Annotated in this window: 20 protein-coding genes, 1 tRNA gene and 2 pseudogenes; 5 read left to right on the top strand and 18 right to left on the bottom strand. The window is 68.8% G+C overall.

Going from position 1 to position 19,615, the window contains the following annotated elements:
• The 10 genes and pseudogenes from Taqua_RS13600 to tolB form a co-directional block, all read right to left on the bottom strand.
• Positions 1 to 440, bottom strand: a pseudogene (locus tag Taqua_RS13600) (transposase); the annotation flags it as partial.
• Between the two features lie 32 nt (positions 441 to 472).
• Entirely contained in the window at positions 473 to 1,282 is an 810-nt protein-coding gene (locus Taqua_RS11980) for an ATP-binding protein (protein ID WP_144326840.1), read from the bottom strand.
• A gap of 21 nt (positions 1,283 to 1,303) precedes the next feature.
• Positions 1,304 to 1,672: a glycosyltransferase family 2 protein gene (locus tag Taqua_RS11975; protein ID WP_144326839.1), complete on the bottom strand. Its 369-nt coding sequence runs from the start codon at positions 1,670 to 1,672 to the stop codon at positions 1,304 to 1,306.
• Position 1,673: 1 nt separating this feature from the next.
• Entirely contained in the window at positions 1,674 to 2,597 is a 924-nt protein-coding gene (locus Taqua_RS11970) for a lipid II flippase MurJ (RefSeq protein ID WP_185969622.1), read from the bottom strand.
• Between the two features lie 181 nt (positions 2,598 to 2,778).
• Positions 2,779 to 2,854, bottom strand: a tRNA-Lys gene (locus Taqua_RS11965).
• A gap of 44 nt (positions 2,855 to 2,898) precedes the next feature.
• Positions 2,899 to 3,732 carry a tRNA threonylcarbamoyladenosine dehydratase gene (locus Taqua_RS11960; RefSeq protein ID WP_144326837.1) on the bottom strand — a complete coding sequence of 278 codons (834 nt, stop codon included), beginning with the start codon at positions 3,730 to 3,732 and terminating at the stop codon, positions 2,899 to 2,901.
• Entirely contained in the window at positions 3,725 to 4,840 is a 1,116-nt protein-coding gene (locus tag Taqua_RS11955; RefSeq protein ID WP_144326836.1) for a YeeE/YedE family protein, read from the bottom strand. Before Taqua_RS11955 ends, Taqua_RS11960 begins: the two co-directional genes overlap by 8 nt.
• 64 nt (positions 4,841 to 4,904) lie before the next feature.
• A complete protein-coding gene (ybgF, locus tag Taqua_RS11950; RefSeq protein WP_246094712.1) occupies positions 4,905 to 5,720 on the bottom strand; it encodes a tol-pal system protein YbgF in 816 nt (271 codons plus the stop codon).
• A 20-nt stretch (positions 5,721 to 5,740) separates the two neighbouring features.
• Positions 5,741 to 6,322 (bottom strand): peptidoglycan-associated lipoprotein Pal, encoded by a 582-nt coding sequence (gene pal, locus Taqua_RS11945; protein WP_144326835.1) that lies wholly within the window; start codon positions 6,320 to 6,322, stop codon positions 5,741 to 5,743.
• Positions 6,323 to 6,385: 63 nt separating this feature from the next.
• Complete coding sequence (tolB, locus tag Taqua_RS11940) at positions 6,386 to 7,699, bottom strand: Tol-Pal system beta propeller repeat protein TolB (protein ID WP_144326834.1); 1,314 nt, start codon at positions 7,697 to 7,699, stop codon at positions 6,386 to 6,388.
• A 122-nt stretch (positions 7,700 to 7,821) separates the two neighbouring features.
• Here tolB and msbA point away from each other — a divergent pair, with 122 nt between their 5' ends.
• Genes msbA through Taqua_RS11930 form a run of 3 tightly spaced genes read left to right on the top strand, consistent with a single transcriptional unit; the run spans position 7,822 to position 10,583 of the window.
• The gene (msbA, locus tag Taqua_RS11935) at positions 7,822 to 9,597 is read left to right on the top strand and encodes a lipid A export permease/ATP-binding protein MsbA (protein ID WP_144326833.1); all 1,776 of its coding nucleotides are present in this window, start codon (positions 7,822 to 7,824) and stop codon (positions 9,595 to 9,597) included.
• Positions 9,598 to 9,644: 47 nt separating this feature from the next.
• A complete protein-coding gene (locus Taqua_RS13330; protein ID WP_207895024.1) occupies positions 9,645 to 9,833 on the top strand; it encodes a hypothetical protein in 189 nt (62 codons plus the stop codon).
• Between the two features lie 45 nt (positions 9,834 to 9,878).
• Positions 9,879 to 10,583: a hypothetical protein gene (locus tag Taqua_RS11930; protein ID WP_221933940.1), complete on the top strand. Its 705-nt coding sequence runs from the start codon at positions 9,879 to 9,881 to the stop codon at positions 10,581 to 10,583.
• A 7-nt stretch (positions 10,584 to 10,590) separates the two neighbouring features.
• On the opposite strand, the gene rng is transcribed toward Taqua_RS11930, so the two are convergent.
• The 8 genes and pseudogenes from rng to Taqua_RS11890 form a co-directional block, all read right to left on the bottom strand.
• Positions 10,591 to 12,081, bottom strand: coding sequence for a ribonuclease G (gene rng / locus Taqua_RS11925; RefSeq protein ID WP_144326832.1), 1,491 nt, complete (start codon positions 12,079 to 12,081; stop codon positions 10,591 to 10,593).
• Positions 12,082 to 12,092: 11 nt separating this feature from the next.
• Positions 12,093 to 12,728, bottom strand: a complete 636-nt coding sequence (locus Taqua_RS11920; protein ID WP_132961758.1) for a Maf family protein — start codon at positions 12,726 to 12,728, stop codon at positions 12,093 to 12,095.
• Positions 12,725 to 13,195 (bottom strand): 23S rRNA (pseudouridine(1915)-N(3))-methyltransferase RlmH, encoded by a 471-nt coding sequence (rlmH, locus tag Taqua_RS11915; RefSeq protein ID WP_144326831.1) that lies wholly within the window; start codon positions 13,193 to 13,195, stop codon positions 12,725 to 12,727. Before rlmH ends, Taqua_RS11920 begins: the two co-directional genes overlap by 4 nt.
• Positions 13,196 to 13,301: 106 nt before the next feature.
• Positions 13,302 to 13,662: pseudogene (gene rsfS / locus Taqua_RS11910) on the bottom strand (ribosome silencing factor); the annotation flags it as partial.
• Positions 13,659 to 14,282, bottom strand: coding sequence for a nicotinate (nicotinamide) nucleotide adenylyltransferase (gene nadD / locus Taqua_RS11905; RefSeq protein WP_144326830.1), 624 nt, complete (start codon positions 14,280 to 14,282; stop codon positions 13,659 to 13,661). The pseudogene rsfS and the gene nadD, both read right to left, overlap by 4 nt.
• Positions 14,279 to 15,172, bottom strand: a complete 894-nt coding sequence (gene hemF, locus Taqua_RS11900) for an oxygen-dependent coproporphyrinogen oxidase (RefSeq protein ID WP_132961905.1) — start codon at positions 15,170 to 15,172, stop codon at positions 14,279 to 14,281. The genes nadD and hemF overlap by 4 nt, the downstream gene beginning before the upstream one ends.
• A 63-nt stretch (positions 15,173 to 15,235) precedes the next feature.
• Entirely contained in the window at positions 15,236 to 16,522 is a 1,287-nt protein-coding gene (gene purD / locus Taqua_RS11895; RefSeq protein ID WP_144326841.1) for a phosphoribosylamine--glycine ligase, read from the bottom strand.
• An 8-nt stretch (positions 16,523 to 16,530) separates the two neighbouring features.
• Positions 16,531 to 17,256: a YebC/PmpR family DNA-binding transcriptional regulator gene (locus tag Taqua_RS11890; RefSeq protein WP_144326829.1), complete on the bottom strand. Its 726-nt coding sequence runs from the start codon at positions 17,254 to 17,256 to the stop codon at positions 16,531 to 16,533.
• Positions 17,257 to 17,354: 98 nt separating this feature from the next.
• On the opposite strand from Taqua_RS11890, the gene Taqua_RS11885 reads away from it, so the two are divergent.
• Together Taqua_RS11885 and Taqua_RS11880 are read left to right on the top strand one after the other, a co-directional pair.
• On the top strand, positions 17,355 to 18,872 hold the full coding sequence (locus tag Taqua_RS11885) for a helicase HerA-like domain-containing protein (RefSeq protein WP_144326828.1): 1,518 nt from the start codon (positions 17,355 to 17,357) through the stop codon (positions 18,870 to 18,872).
• 90 nt (positions 18,873 to 18,962) lie between these two features.
• Positions 18,963 to 19,514 carry a PAS domain-containing protein gene (locus Taqua_RS11880; protein WP_144326827.1) on the top strand — a complete coding sequence of 184 codons (552 nt, stop codon included), beginning with the start codon at positions 18,963 to 18,965 and terminating at the stop codon, positions 19,512 to 19,514.
• Positions 19,515 to 19,615: the final 101 nt, after the last annotated feature.

Genomic DNA, 19,615 nt, shown 5'->3' with positions numbered 1-19,615 from the left:
GTTATTGTCGGTCAGCCGCAGCAGCCACTGGGCGATCTCCTCGTCTTCGGTGTCGCGCCGGGCCTCGTAGCGGTAGCAGGCCTGGCTGATCCGAAAGGCTTGACAAGCCGCCCGGATCGACAGCCCGCGCTGCTGCACGGCTCGTTGTGCCATCTCGCGCCGGCGAGATGGCTTCACCACTTTTTTGCAAGAGCCTCCGCCACGACCTCGGCCTTGAGCTTTTCCTCGACGTACATCTTGCGCAGCCGCCGGTTCTCCTCCTCCAACTCCTTCATGCGCGCCATGAGCGAGGCGTCCATGCCGCCGTACTTGGCCCGCCACTTGTAGAAGGTCGCCGAGCTGATGCCCAGTTCGCGGCACAGATCGGGCACGCTCAGACCAGCCTCCGCCCGCTTGAGCGCGTCGATGATCTGGCTGTCAGTGAAACGCGATTTCTTCATCGTAGAGATTCTCCTTCGAGACTCTCTACTTCTCAGCGCACTGGTTTTGCGGGGGGATTACCCCCCAAGGCGTTCACCAGCCACGGCTGGCCGCGGGTGTCTTCCCAAAGCTCAGGCCAGATGGCGTCGTCAAAGCGTTGGCCCGTCGCTTCGGTGTGTTGTTGCCAGAGTGCTCGGGTCTCCTCTTCGCTGAAGTTGCCCAGCCGCAAGGATTCGGCCTTGATGTTGAAGGCACTGCCGCCGGTGATGATCTCGCCCCCGCCCGAATGGATGCGGTAGTCGCGCACGTCGCGCACGCCACACAAGACGACGGTCTGCGGAAACGCCGCCGGGCGCTGGGCGTAGCCGGCGCGGATCTGGCGCAAAAGGGAAATCAGCGTGTCGCCGACCAAGGCGTCGACTTCGTCCAGCATGAGCACGATGGGCCGCGCATCCGCCCGACTCCAGCGTTCGAGCAGCGTACGCACCCAGTCATGGACGCCCACGGTGCCCAGCAGCTCCAGGGCCATCCGCTCGGCAGCTTCGTCTTGCCAGTAGTTATGCGCGGCGCTGGCCAGCGCACGCACGATGGCGGCCATGCCTTCCGCGACGTTGCCGCGCGCCGCTTGCGCGGTTTCGATGTTGGCGTACAGCGCCCGGTAGCGGCCCTGCCGCTTGAGATACTCCATCAGCGCCAACAGCGCCGTGGTCTTGCCGGTCTGGCGCGGGGCGTGCAGGACGAAGTAGCGCTTGGCCTCGATTAGGCTAAGCACCTCTTCCAGGTCGATGCGGTGCAAGGGATCCAGCAGGTAGTGGTCCCCGGGAATCGACGGGCCGGCGGTGTTGAATTGCTTCTCGGGCATGGGGCAAGTGTATCGACGCACCTACTGGCCAGTACGGGGACAACGGACGAAACGGGTGCTCATACTCGTCACGAAGTGACCCGGTTCCAGCTCATCGTCCGCGTCTATGAAAGTAACCCATGGCGCACGCGCCTGGGCGATGCTGCACAGTCGGGCTAAATAAAGACCTCGATTTTCCTGCCCGTGAATCCGAAGCCGCGGCTCCCTCTGCGCCCACCACCGCAGCCTCGCGCCCGTGTCATCCGTGCTGCCGTCGTCGACGGCGATGATTTCGAAGTCCTCGAACGTCTGCCCCCGCAGGCTTTGCAAGGCCCGGTCGATGTACGCTTCGACGTTGTAGCACGGCACGATGACGCTGATCGCAGGTGTGCCGGTTGCGTTATCGATCACCCTACCCCCCCACTTTCACGATGCACCTCCACACGGAAGCCTTCAACGCCAGCCAGTAGCCCACGGTGGCGGCCGCCAGGCCAGCGCAGATGGCCTCGGCCCCCCATCCCAACCATGCGACCAACAGGAGCGAAACCGCCAGTTTCGCCCCCGTGCCTGCCAACGCGGCCCAAAGGAGACCCGATAGTCTACCACCCCGGGCGAGCGTCCACTGCACCCAAACGGTGCCCACGAGGTAAAGCAGCCATTGAAGGGCCATCAGCCGAAGCAGCGCGGAAGTCTGCGCGGTGTCGGCGCGAGTGAAGTTGCCGCGCTCGAACAGCAGCGCCACCGCAGGCTCGGCGACCCACATCAACGCCGCAGCCCCCAGCGCGCCGAGCCAGAAAAAGCGCTTGGCCCAACGCCGGGTGAGTTCCAGCCGCAGCCGCTCATCGGCCTCCGCGGCCAACACGGGCAAGAAGGCCCGCCCGATGACGGTGGCGGAGAGCGTCAGGGCCAGGGCCATCACCCGGTTGGCATAGCCATAAGCCGCCAGGTTGCCGCTCGGCATGTGGGCAAGCAGAATCTGATCGACGACCCCGGCCGCGCCCATGACGAACTGCCCGGCCAGCCACGGCAGCACGGCTTGGGCTGCGCCCTGAGCCTCAGCCTCCAGGCCCAGCCAGCCCGTAGCCAAAAGAGGGGGAAAACTACGGCGGTTCCGACACCCAGCCCGGCGGCAAGCAGCCACACCCACGTCGCCACCTGCCGCTGCCAAAGGATGGCGCCTTGCGGGTCGTCCCTTTGCAGAGCGACCAGCCGCGGCGTCGCGCAGGCGTTCGGTCAGCCGCGCGTGATCCAGCCGGCACAGCAACCAACCCAGCGTACGACGCCACGACCCAACCAATTCCCGCGTGTACTGCGCACGCACCTGCTTGTCACTCATCGCTTCTCTCCTTGTCGACATTTTTCAACAAGGGCTAAGCACTCCACCCTGCAGGGGCAGGCTCACCAACGCATGCATGCAGCGCATGCGCCGGTTGCCAAAATTGCCTACATGGTGCCTACATGACGCGAGCGGTGCGGTTTTGGTCGACTTGCTTCTTGCTCTAAGAGTTTGATTTGCTTGGTGGGTCGTGCAGGATTCGAACCTGCGACCAACGGATTAAAAGTCCGCTGCTCTACCGACTGAGCTAACGACCCGTGCGTTACCGTTGCTGGGCAGCGCGAAAGTTTTCATTATAGCATCATGAAAAACGCGCCACCCGATCCAGCACCCACCCCGCGGCGCACAGGCCGAAGGTGGCCGTCACGGCCACCGACGAGCCGTAGCCGTGGCAGTTCAGGTTGCCCTCGCGGCCCAACGCGCACGACGGGTCGGGCGGGGCGACCGCCTCGCGGCTGAACACCGCGGTGACGCCGATGCGGCCCTGCCGCGGCGCCCCATGGTAGCGGCGCAACCGTTGGCGCAGCCGCGCCAGCAGCGGGTCGTGCGTGGCCAAGGCCACATCGTCCACCTCCACCGCGTACGCCAGCCGCTTGCCCCCCGCCGCGCCCACGGTCACGAACGGCACCTTCTGTGTCGCGCGCGCCCATGCCGCCAGGGTTTCCTTGGCGGCCATCTGGTCGCACGCATCGATAACCGCCAACGGGCGCGCTTCGCCCTGCGCGCGGCACGCCAGCTGCCACAGTTCGGCCCAGTTGTCCGGGGCCACGAAAGCGTCCACCGCCCGCACCCGACACCCGGGGTGGATGCCCGCGATGCGGGCCTGCATCGCATGCACCTTGGCCATGCCCAGCGTGGCGGTGAGCGCGTGCACCTGGCGGTTGACGTTGGATTCGGCCACGTGGTCCAGATCGATCAGCGTGAGCGCCCCCACCCCGCTGCGTGCCAGCGCCTCGGCCGCCCAGGAGCCCACGCCCCCCACGCCGACCACGACCACATGGCCCTCGGCGATGGTGCGCGCCCCACGCGCGCCGTACAGGCGCTGCACGCCGCCAAAGCGGCGCGCCGGATCCCAGTCACCCGATGCCGCGTCGGGGACCGGCGCGTGGGCGTGCGCGGAAACAGCTTCAGTCACGCTCCAGCAACCAAAGCTGGAACCGAAAACCCGCCAACGCCCCCAGCACGATGCCGACCAACGCCAACACGCTGGTTAGGCTCAGCGTCGAGACCCCAGAGAGCCCCTGCCCGATCGTGCACCCCATGGCGGTGACGCCACCCACGCCCATGCACAGCGCGCCCACGATGTGCAGCGCGGTGTCGCGGGTGCCGGCAAAGCCCTCCCAGCGGAAGGTGCGCGTGGCCAGCGCCATCGCGGCGGCACCGGCGACCACGCCCAACACCGACACCACCCCCAAGGTCAGGACCTTGTTGGCGTCGCTGTAGTAAATCAGCCAGTCCAGCGTGTAGGCCATCGGGGCGGTGAAGGTCAAGGCCTCCATGCGCCCGCTTTGCGTGGCCACATAGACCGGCTCCAGCGTTTGCGGGTGTTCCGGCACAAACCCCAACCAGCCGGACACCGCCCACATCGCCGCCACCGTGGCGCCGATGCCGAGTCCGCCCAGCCAGGCGTTACCGCTGGCGCGAAAGTCGGGGTGCACCGCCGCCCAGACGACGAGCGCGGCCCCCACCCCCACGCCCAGCACCAGTGCCGTGGACGACGGCGCCCAGCCGAACTGCTGCGCCAACCACGCCGGCAAGGGGCTGCCCGGCTGCAGGTCGAACGCCAGGCGATCCACCGTGCGATCGCGCAACACCGCGGTGATGCCACGCAACGTGGCGTAGGCGGCAAACCCCATCACGAAAAAAACCACCAGCGCCTTGAGGCTGCCGCCACCCAGCCGCACCAGCGTCTTGCTGCCACAGCCCGAGCCCAGCACCATGCCAAAGCCGAACAACGCCCCGCCCAGCAACGCTGAGGCCCAAATGACACGCCCACTCCAATAGATGGTTTGGGTGGGGTCAACGAGCCCGGCCGCCGCCAACAGGTGAAAACCGATCATGGCCACGCCAATGGCCATCGCCCACATGCGCAACCGCACCGTGTCGCCCATGTTGACGACGTCGCTGATGGCGCCCATCGTGCAAAAATGGGTGCGCTGGGCCAGTGCGCCAAAGACCGCCGAGACGGCGAAGGCCGCCGCCAGCACCGTGGCGTGCAAAGATTGAAAAGTGGTTTCGTCCATGGTCGGGACGCGATTGTAGAGCGGGCCCGCGCCGCTTGCGGACGTCACGCGGCTGCGCAAACCGTCACCGCAGACGGCTCAAACGTTCGCGCGCTGCAGCAGCCGCCTCGCTGTCGGGGTAGCGCCGCACCAGCGCCTGCCAGGTGGCCCGTGCGGCCTTGACGTCCTTGAGTTCAATCTGGCAGCTGGCGATGGCCAACATCGCCTCGGGCGCGCGCGGGTGGCGCGGGTAGGCGTCCAGCAAGCGCTGGTACGCGTCGATGGCAGGCTTGTAGTCGCGCGTGGCGTACAAGGCGTTGCCGCGCCAGTACAGCGCCAGCGGCACGTAACCGCTTTGGGGGTAACGCTGCACGAAGTCGGCGTACAGCTGCGCCGCGCGGGCGAACTCCGATGCCCGCAGCGCCGCCATCGCGCCCTCGAACGCGGCCTTTTCCTCCGGCCGGGCGGTGAACTCCTGCCCTTCGATCGAGACCTTGACCGGCTCATGCGCGCGCAAGCGTTCGTCCAGCGCGGCCAACGCGTCGCGCTGCTGGCGCTGCAGCTCGGCCAACTGAAACGCCAGCTGCTCCTGCTGCCCACGCAACTGCGCCAGTTCGCGCCGCAACGCTTCGAGCTGGTTGGTTTGCTCCAGCAACCCGCGGCGCGCCGGATCCAGCGCCGCCTCCAGCTCCGCCACGCGCTGGCGCGCCGCTTCCAGCTCTTGGCGCTGCGCCTCGACGCGGCCGCGCAACTCCAAAATCGCGCGGCGCGCCTCGTCGTCGCTGAACAGCGCCCACGCCGGCTGCGCTACCCCGCCCAGCAGGGCCAACGCCAGCCACCAAGCCCCTAGGCGCGGTGTACGGTTCGGCACGCTTCGGCCGCTGCGGTGGTTGGGCATCATCGGCACGTTCCTGCTGCGCTTCAGTGGTACACGAATTCAACGCGGCGATTGCGGCTCCAGGCCTCCTCGCCGCTGCCGGGCACGGCCGGTTTTTCCTTGCCGTAGCTCACCGACTCCATTTGTTCGTCCTGCACACCCAGCAGCGCCAGCGCGCGGCGCACCGCGTCGGCGCGCTTTTGCCCCAGCGCCAGGTTGTACTCGCGGCCACCGCGCTCGTCGGTGTGGCCTTCCAGCACCACGCGGCGCTTGCGGTCGGCGTTGAGGAAGCGCGCGTGCGCTTCCAGCGTGGCCATGTACTCGGGCTTGACGACGTACGAGTCAAAATCGAAGTAAATAACCCGCGCCACGTTGGCCGGCGGCTGCGCCGTTTCGGCCGGCGCCGCTTGCGCCGGGGTGACCGCACGGCCGTCCACACCGCCGCTGGCCGCGCCGCCTGCGGCGCCGCCCTCACCGCCCGCGCCGACGGGCGCCGGACTGCGGTCGGTCACCGGGGCGCCGCCTTCATCCAGCGGCACGCTTGAACACCCCGCCATCAACGCGGCGGCGAGCACGAACGGGGTCAGACGCGCCAGCGGGCGCGCGGAGGTGGGTCGCTTGTTCATCGGGTTCATGTCGTTGGGTTGAAGGGGATCCAAAACGTTGGGCATCGCCATGGTGTCGAGACCTCAAGCCATCCACGGGCCCCAGTCGGGCTCGCGCACGTTGCCTCGCGCGTTGAGGCGGGCCTTGACGCGGCCGTCCAGGCTGGTGGTCATCAGCGCTTCGCGCCCCTGGGTGCGGGTGGCGTAAATGATCAGGCGGCCGTTGGGCGCGAAACTCGGGCTCTCGTCGGCCTGGGTGTCGGTCAACGCCGTCACGGCGCCGCTGCTCAGGTCCATCAGGCGCAACTGAAACGCGCCGCCCTGACGCGTGACGTAGACCATGTGGCGGCCGTCGGGGCTGATGGCGGGCGAGATGTTGTAGCCGCCATCGTAGGTGACGCGCGTCACCTCGCGCCCATCCGGGGTCATGCGGTAAATCTGCGGCGAGCCGCCGCGGTCGCTGACGAAGTACACCGATTTGCCGTCCGGCGCGAAGGCCGGTTCGGTGTCGATGCCCCCGGTCTGCGTGATGCGCTGCGGCTGGCCACCGTCCAGGTCCAGCGCGTAGATCTGCGAGCTGCCGGCCAGCGTCAGCGTCGCGTACACCCGGCGACCGTCGGGCGACCAGGCCGGCGCGCTGTTGGAACCACGAAAACTGGCCAACAGCCGCCGCCGTCCGGTGGCGATGTCGTGCACGTAGATGACGGGCTTGCGCGCTTCGAACGACACGTAGGCCAGTTGCGCGCCGTTGGGTGACCAAGCGGGCGAGATGATCGGCTCACGGCTGGTCAACGCCGGCTGGGCGTTTTCGCCATCCGCATCGGCCACCCACAGGCGGTGTTGTCCCCCCTGCTCGCCAACGTAGGCGATGCGGGTGGCAAACACCCCGCGCTCGCCGGTCAGTTTTTCGTAAACGTAGTCGGCGATGCGGTGCGCCGCCAAACGCAACTGACCCGCGCCGACCGGGTAACTTTGCCCGCCCAGGTCGGTGCCGCGCACCGCATCCCACAGCCGAAACCGCACATCAAAGCGGCCATCGGCCAATGGGCGCACGCTGCCGGTGATCAGCGCATCCACCCCTTGCGCCTTCCACGGCGCCAGATCCGGGTGGGTGGTTTCGTCCAGGCCCTGGGTCTGGCTGGGCACTTGCCGCAACAGCCCGCTGCGCACCAGGTCGGCCGCAACGATCGCCGGCACATCCTGCGGCAGGCCACCCGGTACGCGCCACGGCGCCACCGCAAAGGGAATCTGCTGCATGCCCACGCCGGTGACTTCGACGCGGAACTGCGCGCGCGCCCACGGCGCCGCCAGCGCTGCGGCGGCCGCGCCCAGCCACTGCCGCCGATGCAGCGCCCAGGGGTTATCTGGAAAAGGGTCGATCGAGGAGGTCGTCGTCATGCGCAATACGTCGCCCAGGAGACTCGCCCAGACGAGGAACGGATAATAACGGATCGGCCAAGCGCCTTCGCGGTTGGGACGCTGGCCGGTACGACCGAGTTCCCCACCCCCCTGGATCGACGTTGACATCCACCGCCCCCACCCCGCCCTCGGCCCCGCTGCATCAGCGTTTGCGGCGGCTGTGGCCGTATTTTCGCCCTGCCCGGGTCGGCCTGGGGCTGGCGTTGCTCGGCGCGCTGCTGGCCGCCGCCACCGAGCCGGCCATCCCGGCGTTGCTCAAACTGCTGCTGGACGAGGGGTTTGTCGCCGGGCAGGTGCCGCTGTGGGCGGTGCCACTGGCGCTGATCGGGCTGTTTGCGCTGCGGGGACTGGCCACCTTCGTCGCCCAATACGGCTTGGCCTACACCGCCAACGGTGGCATGGTGGCGCTGCGCCGCGTGCTGTTCGAGCGGCTGGGACACGCGGAGCTGCGCCTGTTCGCCGAGCACAACGCCAGCCAACTGGCCAACACCGTGGTGTACGAGGTCAACAACGGCGCCGGGCAACTGGTCGGGGCCTTGCTGACAGCGGTGCGCACGGCACTCACCATCGTGGCGCTGCTGGGGTATTTGCTGTGGCTCAACTGGGCGCTGACGTTGGTGGTGCTGGCGATGTTTCCGCCGATGGCGTGGGGCATGCGGGTGCTGTCGCGGCGGCTGTACGGGGTGACACGGCGCAGCCAGGACGCCACCGACGCGCTGGCCTACGTCGTCGAAGAAAACGTGCTGGCCCACCGACTGATTCGCTTGCACGAAGCGCAGGCGCAGCAACAGCAGCGGTTCGACCGCCTCAACCAGACGTTGCGCGGCCTGGCGCTCAAGAGCACCGTGGCCGCCGCACTGATGACCCCGCTGACCCAGCTGCTGGCGGCGGCGGCGTTGTCGGCGGTGATCGTGATGGCGCTCGTGCAGGCGCAAGGTGGGGTGTCGGTGGGCAGCTTCGTGGGCTTCGTGACCGCGATGCTGGTGCTGGTGACGCCGCTGCGCCAACTGGCCGACATCGCCACGCCGATCACGCGCGGGCTGGCGGCGCTGGAGCGCGGGCTGGCCCTGCTGGAGGCCACGCCGTTGCAAGCCGGCGGACAGCACGACACACCCCGCGTCCACGGCGCCATCGCGTGGGACGACGTGTGGGTGCAATACCGCCACGGCGCCGGGCACGCGCTGCAGGGGGTGACGCTGCACGTCCAACCCGGCGAGGTGGTGGCGCTGGTAGGCCCGTCGGGCTCGGGCAAAACCACGCTGGTCAACCTGCTGCCGCGCTTTGTCGAGGCCAGCCGCGGACGGGTCTTGCTGGACGGGCGCGACGTGCGCGAGTGGGACCTGGTGGCGTTGCGGCGACAGTTCGCCATGGTCAGCCAAGACGTCGTGATGCTCAACGACACGGTGCGCGCCAACGTCGCGCTGGGCGACCCCAACCCGGACGACGCGCGCGTGCAGGCGGCCCTGGCCGCGGCCAACTTGGACGACTGGTGGCCGACGCTGCCCCAAGGGCTGGACACGGTGGTCGGCCACAACGCCGCGCAACTGTCGGGCGGACAGCGTCAACGGCTGGCGATTGCCCGCGCCATCTACAAAGACGCGCCGGTGCTGATCCTGGACGAGGCCACGTCGGCGCTGGACAACACCTCCGAGCGGCTGGTGCAACAAGCCCTGGCACGGCTGATGACCGGGCGCACGACGCTGGTCATCGCGCACCGCTTGTCCACCATCGAACACGCTGACCGCATCGTGGTGCTGGAAGGAGGCTGCGTGGTCGAACAAGGCACGCACGCGCAACTGCTGGCCGCGGGTGGCCTGTACGCGCGGCTGCACGCGCGTGGCGAGGCGGCTTTTGCTGGCGACGGCCCCCAGGGGTGACGCACGACCCGCTGTGGTTTGGCCTCGCTGCCCGCTACACTGCGCCCATGGCCGAAAAGCAATTCAACACCGCCGGCCCCAGCAAGCCGGAGCTGCACTACCTGCTGGATCCGCTGGAGCGGGTGGATTTGCAAGAGATCGAAGCGCTGGTCGAAGCGCAGCGCTACGTCGTGCTGCACGCCCCGCATGAGGTCGACGCGCTGGTGGGCGGCACGCTCATTTCACTGCTGCGCTAAATCCGCGCCGGCTACGCGCAGCGCCCGCAGGCTTTTCCGCAAACGGTGGTGCTGTGCGGCGTGCGCGAGCAGCGCGTGCACCGCGTCATCAGCCGCTTGCTGGCCAGCGAGCATTCTGATGACACGTTGCCCACCGACGACGTGGAGTACGTGGCTGACCTTGGCCTCATCACCACCCGCCCGCAGCTGCGCATCGCCAACCGCATCTACCCCGAAGTCATTCCGCGCGAGCTGACCTGGACGCGGCAAATCACCATCGCGCACGAGCAGGCCTGGTACCTCACGCCTGAGCGCCGGCTCGACATGCCCAAGCTGCTGGCGGCGTTTCAGCAGTTCTTCCGCGAAAACGCCGACGCCTGGATCGAGCGCTTTCAGTACAAGGAAGCTGGCCCACAGCTGCTGCTGCAGGCGTTTTTGCAGCGCATCGTCAACGGCGGTGGGCGCATCAGCCGCGAGTATGGCTTGGGGCGGCGGCGCACCGACCTCTTGATCGAGTGGCCGATCGACGAAGCGCAGGGGCTGCTGGGGCCGCTGCAGCGGGTGGTGCTGGAGCTCAAAATCCTGCACAAGAGCCTGGAGGCCACGCTGCACGAGGGGCTGGCCCAGACGGCGCAGTACGCCGACCACTGCGGGGCGGATGAGGCGCACCTGATCGTCTTTGACCGCCGGCCGGGTATCCCGTGGGACGACAAGATCTGGCAGCGCACCGAGCAAGTCGGCAGCCGCACGGTGGGGGTGTGGGGGATGTGAAGTCGCCCTACAGCAGCACGATGTCGTACTGCTCTTGCGTCATGGCGCTTTCGCTCTGCAGCGAAATCGGCTTGCCGATGAAGTCCGACAGGCCCGCCAGGTGCTGGCTTTCCTCGTCCAGGAAACGCTCGATCACCGCGGGCGCGGCCACGATGCGAAACTCGCGTGGGTTGAAGGCGCGCGCCTCGCGCAAAATCTCACGCAGGATGTCGTAACAGACGGTGCGCGCGGTGCGCACGCGGCCGCGGCCGTCGCACGCCGGGCAGGTTTCCGTCAGCATCTGCGCCAGCGACTCGCGCGTGCGCTTGCGCGTCATTTCCACCAGCCCCAGCGCCGAAAAGCCCCCCACCATCGTCTTGACACGGTCGCGCGCCAGTTGTTTGCGCAGCTCGGCCAGCACGGCTTCGCGGTGCTCTTCGCGCGCCATGTCGATGAAGTCGATGATGACGATGCCCCCCAGGTTGCGCAGCCGCAACTGCCGCGCGATGGCCTGCGCGGCTTCTAGGTTGGTGCGAAACACCGTGTCGTCGAAGTTGCGCGCGCCCACAAACGCGCCGGTGTTGACATCGATCGTGGTCAGCGCTTCGGTCTGGTCGATGATCAGGTAGCCGCCGCTTTTGAGGTCGACGCGCCGGCCCAGCGCGCGCAGGATCTCCTCGTCCACTTGAAAGGGCTCGAAAATCGGCCGCTCGCCACGGTACAGTTGCAGCCGCTCGGCCACCTGCGGCGTGTATTCCTGGGCAAACGCCTGCAAGGCGGCAAACTGCTCGCGCGAGTCGACCTGGATCGAGCGCGTGGCGGGCGTGGCCAAATCCCGCAGCACGCGCTGCACCAGGGTCAGCTCCTCGTACAGCAGGGTCGGGGGGCGGGCGCTGTTGGCACGCTCGCGGATGCGCTGCCATGTTTTGCGCAGGTAGGCGATGTCATCGGCCAGCTCCTCGTCGCTGGCGTCTTCGGCGTTGGTGCGCAGGATGAAGCCACCGCCGCCCTCGCCCACCAGCGACTGCAAGCGCTGGCGCAGGGCCTCGCGCTGGGCGCTGGGGATTTTTTGCGACACCCCGATGTGTTCGTCGTGCGGCAGAAACACCAGCAGCCGCCCCGCTATACTGATCTGCGCCGTCAGCCGCGCGCCTTTGCTGCCGATGGGGTCCTTGAGCACCTGCACCAGCAGCGACTGGCCCTCGAACACCTGGCGCTCGATGGGCGGCGGCGCGGGGCGCCCGCCCCCGTGGTCGGCGTCGGCGCGCGCGGGGCCGAACCGCTGCTGGATGTGCGGCAGCAAATCGGCCACATGCAAAAATGCCGTGCGTTCCAAGCCGATGTCGATGAACGCCGACTGCATGCCCGGCAGCACACGCTGCACCCGCCCGACGTAGATGTTGCCCACCAGCCCGCGCTCCAGCGCGCGCTCGATGTGCACCTCCTGCACCGCGCCTTGCTCAATGATGGCCACGCGCGTTTCCTGCGGCGACCAGTTGATGAGGATGTCGTGCGTCATGGCGTGCAAGGTTACCGCAGCGGGGTCAGGCCGGCGCGCGCCAGCAGCTCGCCGGTCTCGAACGCCGGCAGGCCGACGATGCCGCTGTGGCTGCCATGGATGCGCCGTACCCACAGCGCCGCCACACCCTGGATGGCGTAAGCGCCGGCTTTGCCCATCGGCTCGCCGCTGGTGACGTAGGCGTCGATCTCCGCCGAGGTCAGCCACTTGAACAGCACCCGCGAGCGGCTCAGCCGCAGCCAGCGCCGCGGGCCGTGCGCCACCGCCACGGCGGTCAGCACCTCGTGCGCACGCCCGCTCAAGCGCGCCAGCATCACCGCCGCGTCGGCGGCGTCGGTGGGCTTGCCCAGGATCGCGCCGTCCACGGCCACCGTGGTGTCGGCGCTCAGCACCACGCCCGCCGGCCAGCTGCGGCGGCGCAGGCGGGCCACCGCCGCGGCCAGCTTGGCGCGCGTCACACGCCGCACGTAGGCGGCGGGCGGCTCGTTCGGTGCGGGCACTTCCAGCTCCTCGGGGTCTTCGTGCGCGTCGGGCAGCAGCGGCACCGGTGTCACGCCCCAGGTGCGCAACAGCTCGTGGCGGCGCGGGCTTTGCGACGCCAGATAGACCCAGGGGCGGCCATCGGTGGGCAGGTCGGGCGGGCTCATGCGCGGTGGTAAGGATGTCCGTGAACGATGGACCAGGCGCGGTACAACTGTTCCAACAGCACCACGCGCGCGAGCGCGTGGGGCAACGTCAGGTCCGACAGGCGCAGCCGCTCGTGGGCCTGCTCGCGCAACGCCGGGTTCAGCCCATCAGGGCCGCCGATCAACAGCGCGACGTCGGCGCCCAGATGCTGCCACCGTTGCCAGCGTTGGGCGATCTGCTCGGTGGTGCAGCGCTGGCCGCGCTCGTCCAGCGCAACCACGTGGGCGCTTTTGGGCAGGGCGGCACGCAGCCGCTCGGCTTCGGCGGCCATGCAGGCCTCGGCCCCGCGCGTGTCGGTGCGCGGCTCGGCTTTGACGGTCTGCAGCACGACGCGCTGCGTTGGCGGAAAGCGCTTCAAGTAATCCGCGCACGCGGCCTCGGCCCAGTCGGGCAAGCGCTGCCCGACGGCCAGCACGTGGATTTTCATGCTGGATCGGCAGCGCTTGCGGCACGCCGGCGCCGCGGCGCCCGGTTGGACGCTGGGGCCGCGGTGGTGGCAGGGGCGGTCCCCGAAGCGGCGGTCCGCGTGGCCGCGCGACGCAGCCGCACCGGCTTGTCGCCCCAAATCTCCTCCAGCCGGTAGTACTGGCGGATGGCCGGCTGCATCACGTGCACGACGGCGGCGCCGCAGTCGACGATGATCCACTCGCCGTTGTCCTCGCCCTCCAGCCGGGGCTTGGGAAAGCCGGCCTCCACGACCTTGTCGCGCACGCTGGCGGCCAGCGCCTTGGTTTGGCGGTTGGAGGTGCCGCTGGCGATGATGACGCGCTCGAACAGCGGGGTGAGCGCCTGCGTGTCGTACACGCGGATGTCCTGCGCTTTGACGTCTTCCAGGCCATCGACGATGGCACGCTGAAGTATTTGGATGCGGCGTTGGGCGGCGGTGTCGGTCATGGATCGGTGGGTGAAGGGAGACGGTACAAACCGTGTTCGACAATATACCGCGCAACCGCCACCGGCACCAGCGCGCGCAGCGCCGCTTCGTCGGCGCCTGCGGCCACGGCTGCACGCACGGCGGTGGAGCTGACCGGCAGCGGCGGCAGCTCCAAGCTCAGGGCACAGGCCCCGGGTGGACCTGGGGCGACGCAGCCCGGCCGCTGCGCCACCACCACCGTGGCCAGCGCCAGCACGTCGCGCCAGCGTTTCCAGGTGGGCAGCGCCGCCCACTGGTCGACCCCCAGCAGCAGCAACAGCTCGGCCGCGGGGTGCTCGGCACGCAGCTCGGTCAGCGTGTCCACCGTGTACGAAGGCCCCGTGCGCCGCAGCTCGCGCGCGTCCAGCACCACGCCGGGCAAATCGCCAAACGCCCGTTGGCACATCGCCAGCCGATGCGCCGCGTCGGTCAGCGGGCGTGCCTTGTGCCAGGCCTGCCCGGTGGGCACGATGTGCAGCGCATCGAGGTCTAGCTGCGCCAGCGCCGCCTCGGCCAGCGCCCGGTGCGCGCGGTGGGGCGGGTCAAACGCCCCACCCAGCACACCGACACGGCGCCGCTGCGGGGCTGGCCGCTCGCTCACAACCAATCCCGTCGCACCAAAAATTCGGTCAGCAGGCGATGCTCCGGCGTGCCCGGCGCCGGTCGCTCGTCGTAGGCCCAGCGCACCAGCGGCGGCATCGACAGCAGGATCGACTCGGTGCGCCCGCCCGACTGCAAGCCGAAGTGCGTTCCACGATCCCACACCAGGTTGAACTCGACGTAGCGACCACGCCGGTACAGTTGGAACTGGCGCTCGCGCTCACCGTAAGGCGTGTCCTTGCGCCGCTGCACGATGGGCACGTAGGCGTGCAAAAAGGCATCCCCCACCGCCCGTGTCAGCGCCAGCCCGCCTTCGACGCCGAGTTCGGTGAGGTCGTCGTAAAAAATGCCGCCGATGCCGCGCTGTTCCCCCCGGTGGCGCAGGCAAAAATAGTCATCGCACCAGGCTTTGAAGCGCGGGTATTTGTCGTCGCCAAACGGCGCGAGCGCCTGCGCGCAGGTACGGTGAAAATGCACCGCGTCCTCTTCGAAGCCGTAGTACGGCGTCAGGTCCATGCCGCCGCCGAACCAGCTCACCGCAGCGCCACCCTGGGGGCGTGCCGTGATCATGCGCACATTCATGTGCACGGTGGGCACGTACGGGTTGCGCGGGTGGAACACGAGCGACACGCCCAACGCCTCGAAGGGCGCGCCCGCCAGCTCCGGCCGGTGCTGGGTGGCCGAGGGCGGCAGCCGCGGGCCGCTGACGTGGGAAAACCCGCAGCCGGCGCGCTCGAACACCTCCCCCCCTTCCAGGATTTGCGTCACGCCGCTGCCTTGCAGCGTGCTGCCGGGCTCCTTTTCCCAGGCGTCGGACAGGAATGATCGCCCGTCGATTTCCGCGATCGCGCTGGTGATGCGTGCCTGTAAGCCCAGCAGGTACTCGCGCATCGTAGGCACCGGGTCGTTCACGGTTGCTCTCCTCTCAAGGTCGCCCAGGATGGCCGCGCGGCCTCAACCGCGCGCCAGCGCCCGGTGGCCAATGTCACGCCGGTATTGCATACCGGCCAGGCGCACGCCATCGACCAGCGCGTAGGCCCGCGCGCGCGCGGCGGCCACATCCGTGCCCAGGGCCGTGCAGCACAGCACGCGCCCACCGCTGGCGACCAAGCGTCCCATCGCATCCAGCGCGGTGCCGGCATGGAACACCATGGCGTCGTCGCCGTCGGCCGGTAGCGTTTCGATAACGTCGCCCTTGCGCGGGTTGAGAGGGTAACCCTCGGCAGCCACCACCACCCCCAGCGCCACGCGCTCGTCCCACTGCAGCGTCACTTGGTCGAGCCGCCCTTCGGTGGCCGCCAGCAGCACCGGCAGCAGGTCGCTGCGCAGCCGCATCAGGATGGGCTGGGTCTCGGGGTCGCCCATGCGGCAGTTGAATTCCAGCGTGCGCGGCGTGCCGTCCGGCGCGATCATCAGCCCGGCGTACAAAAAGCCCGTGTAGGGTGTGCCTTCGGCCGCCATGGCGCGCACGGTGGGCTCGATGATTTCGCGCATCACGCGCGCGTGCACCTCCGGCGTGACCACGGGTGCGGGTGAATAGGCCCCCATGCCACCGGTGTTGGGGCCGGCGTCGCCGTCGAGCAGCCGCTTGTGATCCTGGCTGGTGGCCAGCGGCAGCACATGCTCGCCGTTCACCAGCACGATGAAGCTGGCTTCCTCGCCCTCCAGGTACGACTCGATGACCACGCGCGCGCCCTCGGCGTTGTGCTGCACGCCCAGCCGGTTGTCCAGCAGCATGAAGTCGATTGCCTCGTGCGCCTCGGCAGCCGTCATGGCCACCACCACGCCTTTGCCGGCGGCCAGGCCATCGGCCTTGACGACGATGGGCGCGCCGACGCGCTCGACGTAGGCGTGCGCGGCGGCCGCGTCGGCAAAGGTTTCGTGCGCCGCGGTCGGGATGCCGTGGCGCTGCATGAACGCCTTGGCAAAGGCTTTGGAGCTCTCCAGGCGTGCCGCGGCCTGCGTCGGCCCGAAGATGCGCAGCCCCGCCGCCCGGAAGGCATCGACGATGCCGGCGGCCAGCGGCGCTTCGGGCCCCACCACGGTCAGGTCGATGCGCTGCTCGCGCGCCCAGTCGCGCAACGCCGCCACGTCGCTCAGCGGCACGTTGGTCAGACGCGGGTCGCGCGCGGTGCCGCCGTTGCCCGGCGCCACGAACACCTGCGCCGCCTGCGGCGACTGCGCCAGCTTCCACGCCAGGGCATGCTCGCGGCCGCCCCCCCCCACCACCAGGATGCGCAGCCCGCCGCTCATAGGTCGAGCTCCGCGTTGTGGAACACCTCCTGCACGTCGTCCAGGTCTTCCAGCGCGTCCAGCAGCTTTTGCATGCGCTGCGCGTCCTCGCCGCTCAAGGCCACGGTGTTGGTGGGGCGCCAGGTCACCTCGGCCATCGCCGGCCTCAACCCCGCGGCTTGCAGCGCGTCGCGCACCGCTTCGAACTGCGTCGGCGCGGTCAGCACCTCGATCGAGCCGTCATCCTGCGTCAGCACGTCGTCGGCGCCGGCTTCCAGCGCCACTTCCATCACCTTGTCTTCGGACACGCCGGGCTCGAACACGATCTGTCCGCAGTGCTGGAACTGAAACGCCACCGAACCCTCGGTGCCGAGGTTGCCGCCGTGCTTGGAAAACACGTGCCGCACCTCGGCCACCGTGCGCACGCGGTTGTCGGTCATGCAGTCCACGATCACCGCTGCGCCACCGATGCCGTAGCCCTCGTAGCGCACCTCCTCGTACTGCACACCTTCCAGGTTGCCGGTGGCCTTGTCGATGTTGCGCTTGATCGTGTCGGCGGGCATGTTGGCCGCTTTGGCCTTTTCGATCGCCAGCCGCAGGCGCGGGTTGGCCGCCGGGTCACCACCGCCTTGGCGCGCCGCGATCATGATCTCGCGCACCACGCGCGTCCACATGCGCTGGCGCTTTTCATCCTGCCGCGCCTTGCGGTGCTGGATGTTGGCCCACTTGGAATGTCCTGCCATGCGAACCTCGTCGTCGTTTGCGTCGTTCGTCCAGCCCCCGCAGGGGCAATCCGTTATTCTACGCGGCGCCCCTGTTGCAACCCGACCCTCCACGACCCATGAGCGCTTCCATCCTCGTCGCCCGACGTGACGGCACCGAATGCCGCCTGCTGCTGGACAAGGCCAACCGGCACGGCCTGATCACCGGCGCCACCGGCACCGGCAAGACGGTCACCCTGCAAACGCTGGCCGAAGGGTTTTCGCGCCACGGCGTGCCGGTGTTTCTGGCCGACGTCAAAGGGGACTTGACCGGCATCAGCCAGCCCGGCCGCATCGAGGGCAAACTGGCCCAGGTGCTGGCCGAACGCGGCCTGCCCGCCCCGCAGCCGGCCGCTTGCCCGGTGACGCTGTGGGACGTGTTCGGCGAACAAGGCCACCCCGTGCGCGCCACGGTGTCGGACATGGGCCCGCTGCTGTTGGCACGCATGCTGGGCCTCAACGACACCCAGGCCGGCGTGCTCAACCTGGTGTTCAAGATCGCTGACGACCAGGGCCTGTTGCTGCTGGACCTGAAGGACCTGCGCGCGATGCTGCAGCACGTCGGCGACAACGCGCGCCAATTCACCACCGAGTACGGCAACATCAGCGCCGCCAGCGTGGGCGCCATTCAGCGCGGCCTGCTGACGCTGGAACAGCAAGGTGCCGAGCGCTTTTTCGGCGAGCCGATGCTCGACATCGCCGACCTGATGCAGACCGTCGACGGGCGTGGCGTTGTCAACATCCTGGCCGCCGACAAGCTGCTGACCGCGCCGCGCCTGTACGGCGCGTTTCTGCTGTGGCTGCTGTCGGAGCTGTTCGAGGCGCTGCCCGAAGTGGGCGACCTGGACAAACCCAAGCTGGTGTTTTTCTTTGACGAAGCGCACCTGCTGTTCGCCGACGCACCGCCGGTGCTGCTGGAGCGCATCGAACTGGTCGTGCGGCTGATCCGCTCCAAGGGCGTGGGGGTGTACTTTGTGACGCAAAACCCGCTGGACGTGCCCGACAGCATCCTGGGCCAACTGGGCAACCGCATCCAGCACGCCCTGCGTGCCTACACACCGCGCGACCAAAAAGCCGTCAAGGCTACCGCGCAAACGATGCGACCCAAACCAGGGCTCGACCTGGAGCGCGCCATCACCGAATTGGGCGTCGGCGAGGCGTTGGTCAGCCTGCTCGACGCCAAAGGCCGCCCCAGCGAGACCGAGCGCGCCTGGGTGCTGCCGCCGGCCAGCCGCCTAGGGCCGATCACGCCCGAGGAGCGCACGGCGCTGCTGCGCAGCTCGCTGGTGGCCGGCGTCTACGAGCAGGCGGTGGACCGCGAAAGCGCCTACGAGCGGCTGCGCGCCGCGCACGCCGGCGCAGCGGCGGCAGGGGCGGCCCCGTCTGGCCCGGTGGCAACCAGCGCCACAGGCACGGGCTTCGGCGGCCTGGTCGGTGAGGTGCTGTTTGGCCGCACCGGACCGCGCGGCGGGCAGACCGACGGTTTGGTGCAGACGGTGGTCAAGACGGCGGTTCGGCAGGTCGGCGCCCAGCTTGGACGTGCACTGGTGCGCGGGCTGTTGGGTGGCCTGGCGGGTGGCAGCAGTCGGCGCCGTTGACCCGGCCCGGCGGCGCTGCGGGTAATTCCGAGCCCCCTGCGCCGCGGACGGCGCCTATACTGCCACGACCGTGAACCTGCTCGCCGCACCATGCTGATTGCGTTTGCCCTGCTCGGGTGGGCCTGCGCCGCTGCGGCAGGCTGGGCGTGGTGGCGCGCGCGCGGCCGTCACCACACCACCGAAGGGCTGCTGGACGACGAACGGCAGCGCTTTTCCGAGCTGCTGGACCGACTCGACATCGCGCACTGGCGCCGCAACGTCGACAGCGGCGAGCTGTGGTGGTCGGAGGTGTTTCGGCGCATGCACGGCATCGGCCCGCAGGAGCCGGCCGCGCGCGAAAACGCCTTGCGTCATCTGGTCCCCGACGACCGCGCCCGCGTCAACCAGGAACTGGAGCAAGCCTACCAACGCGGCCACGGCGAAACGCACTACCGCCTGCGCCAACCTGACGGCCGCATCACGCACCACCTGCTGCGCATCACCGTCACGCGCGACCCTGCCAGCGGCCAGCGTATCGCCTACGGCATCAACATCGACATCACCGAGCGCGTGCGGCTGGAGGAAGCCCTGCGCCAGCGCAGCGCGTACCTGGAAGCGATCGTGCACAACCTGCCGCTAGGGCCTGTTAACACTACGTGCTAACATACTGCGCATGGAACTTACGCCTGCGCAATTCGCGCGTATCGAGGATTGCCTGCCGCGGCAGCGGGGCAATGTGTCGCTGGACAACCTTCAAGTGCTCA

The organism is Tepidimonas aquatica (genome assembly GCF_007556585.1).
Classification (GTDB): Bacteria; Pseudomonadota; Gammaproteobacteria; order Burkholderiales; family Burkholderiaceae_C; genus Tepidimonas; species Tepidimonas aquatica.
Note: the sequence above shows the minus strand (reverse complement) of the source record. Positions and strands in the feature narration are given on the sequence as shown.

Coding starts and splice junctions, on each gene's coding strand:
- ybgF (WP_246094712.1), bottom strand. CDS start 5,720: ATGATGCCCAACCACCGCAGCGGCCGAAGCGTGCCGAACCGTACACCG.
- hemF (WP_132961905.1), bottom strand. CDS start 15,172: ATGCGCGAGTACCTGCTGGGCTTACAGGCACGCATCACCAGCGCGATC.
- Taqua_RS11970 (WP_185969622.1), bottom strand. CDS start 2,597: ATGAGTGACAAGCAGGTGCGTGCGCAGTACACGCGGGAATTGGTTGGG.
- rng (WP_144326832.1), bottom strand. CDS start 12,081: ATGACGCACGACATCCTCATCAACTGGTCGCCGCAGGAAACGCGCGTG.
- Taqua_RS11980 (WP_144326840.1), bottom strand. CDS start 1,282: ATGCCCGAGAAGCAATTCAACACCGCCGGCCCGTCGATTCCCGGGGAC.
- Taqua_RS11890 (WP_144326829.1), bottom strand. CDS start 17,256: ATGGCAGGACATTCCAAGTGGGCCAACATCCAGCACCGCAAGGCGCGG.
- Taqua_RS11955 (WP_144326836.1), bottom strand. CDS start 4,840: ATGGACGAAACCACTTTTCAATCTTTGCACGCCACGGTGCTGGCGGCG.
- Taqua_RS11885 (WP_144326828.1), top strand. CDS start 17,355: ATGAGCGCTTCCATCCTCGTCGCCCGACGTGACGGCACCGAATGCCGC.
- Taqua_RS13330 (WP_207895024.1), top strand. CDS start 9,645: ATGGCCGAAAAGCAATTCAACACCGCCGGCCCCAGCAAGCCGGAGCTG.
- Taqua_RS11880 (WP_144326827.1), top strand. CDS start 18,963: ATGCTGATTGCGTTTGCCCTGCTCGGGTGGGCCTGCGCCGCTGCGGCA.
- Taqua_RS11920 (WP_132961758.1), bottom strand. CDS start 12,728: ATGAGCCCGCCCGACCTGCCCACCGATGGCCGCCCCTGGGTCTATCTG.
- pal (WP_144326835.1), bottom strand. CDS start 6,322: ATGAACAAGCGACCCACCTCCGCGCGCCCGCTGGCGCGTCTGACCCCG.
- tolB (WP_144326834.1), bottom strand. CDS start 7,699: ATGACGACGACCTCCTCGATCGACCCTTTTCCAGATAACCCCTGGGCG.
- rlmH (WP_144326831.1), bottom strand. CDS start 13,195: ATGAAAATCCACGTGCTGGCCGTCGGGCAGCGCTTGCCCGACTGGGCC.